The 1,792-nt window shown below is 46.0% G+C and carries 1 protein-coding gene; it reads right to left on the bottom strand.

Features of this window, described 5'->3' with window-relative positions; translation table 11 throughout:
• Window positions 1–118: 118 nt before the first annotated feature.
• Window positions 119–1,606: a toxic metabolite efflux MATE transporter YeeO gene (yeeO, locus tag EQY_RS0122835; RefSeq protein WP_077629739.1), complete on the bottom strand. Its 1,488-nt coding sequence runs from the start codon at window positions 1,604–1,606 to the stop codon at window positions 119–121.
• Between the last annotated feature and the right edge of the window lie 186 nt (window positions 1,607–1,792).

The following is a 1,792-nucleotide window of genomic DNA, read 5'->3' as shown; positions in this document are numbered from 1 at the left end:
CGACTGAACTACAGAGGAATCGTGAGAACGGGGCGAATATTAACGATGCCCATCTACATTGTCAAAGCCTGTTTTTTAATTTTGAAATCGTTTGCTGAAATATTCTGCGTTTTGTCGTTTATTCCGACACAACTGCCTTTTTTTCACACTTTTCATGTTCAGGGCGAGGATATTTCCATAGCCAGCGCCCGGTCACCATCCGCCAGTAAAACAACGCAGCACGCACGGCCCAGTCAGCAAACATCCCCATCCAAACGCCAACCACGCCCCAGCCAAGCATAATTCCCAGCGCATAACCTACTACCACTCGGCATCCCCACATACTCAACATAGATACCCACATAGCGTAGCGGGCATCACGAGCACCTTTAAAACCAGCAGGTAATACCCATGAGGCCGACCAAATAGGCATAAACAAAGCATTTAGCCAAATAAGAATCACAACCACGTGTTTAACCTGGGGATCCTGGGTATAAAATGACGCCATAACCCCGGCAAAGGGAGCCGTTAACCAGGCTATCGCCGTTAACCCAAGGGTGGACAACCAGAAAACATGCCTCAACTGTATTTCTGCTTGCGCTCTCTGCCCTACTCCCAGCCTTCGACCAGTAATTATTGTAGAAGCAGAACCGAGCGCACTCCCTGGTAAATTGATAAGAGCCGCAATCGAAAAAGCGATAAAATTTCCGGCAATAACGCTGGTTCCCATACCAGCAACAAACATTTGTGTTAATAACCGACCACTGGTAAACAATACTGATTCAACGCTCGCGGGAATACCAATCCCCATAACTTCCCAGATAATGCTGAAATTCAATGGCTTAAAATAGCTTTTTAACGAGATTCGTAGTGCAGGATTAAAGCCAATCGCCAGTACCCACAAAATTGCAATTGCGCCAATATAACGGGAAATAGTTAATCCTAGCCCTGCGCCAACAAACCCCAGCCCCTGCCAGGAGAAAAGCCCGTAAATCAATATACCGCTAATAATAATATTAAAAATATTCATGCTACCATTTATAAGTAGCGGTATTTTCGTATTCCCGGCGCCACGAAGTGCCCAACTGCCAATCAAGGTGATGGCAGCGGCTGGATAACTGAGCACCGTCAGTTCCAGATAAGTCAACGCCAGTGCTTTAACCTCTGTCGTGGCATCACCTGCAACAAAATCGATAATTTGTTCGCCAAAATGATGAATGAGAATTGCCAACAGCACGGCAAATAACGTCATGATCACCAATGATTGCCGTGTTGCTACTCTGGCTCGCCGTCGATCACGTTTACCGAGACTAAATGCCACAACGACAGTAGTACCAAGATCGATAGCTGCGAAAAAGGCCATAATGACCATGTTGAAGCTGACCGCCAACCCAACGCCCGCCATTGCATCTTTTCCCAGCCAACTGACCAGAAAAGTGCTCAGCACGCCCATCAACAGGACACAGGCATTCTCCATAAAGATAGGAACAGCAAGCGGAGTTATTTCGCGCCAGAACAACACGTTGTAACTCTTACGTTTTGAGTGCCAGCGAGTGTGGCGAACAACCTGGCGTAAAGCTGAGAGGATATTCAAAGCCGACCTTAATTGCAGAAAGTGAAACCACATTTCAAATAATGAGGGAGAATCAGAAAAGCTGCAAAGATTTTCGCCGACAAATTGTCTGCAAATGCAACAAACTGTTGATAGAAACGGCAAACGGTTGATGAATTTAAAAAACAGGTTTGACAAATGATTTTTCGCCGTTAAGATGTGCCTCAACAGCGATTCCTCTGTAGTTCAGTCGGTAGAACG

This window comes from Escherichia sp. TW14182 (assembly GCF_000208525.1).
In the GTDB taxonomy this organism is placed as follows: domain Bacteria; phylum Pseudomonadota; class Gammaproteobacteria; order Enterobacterales; family Enterobacteriaceae; genus Escherichia; species Escherichia ruysiae.
This window is presented reverse-complemented; position numbering and strand designations above follow the sequence as displayed.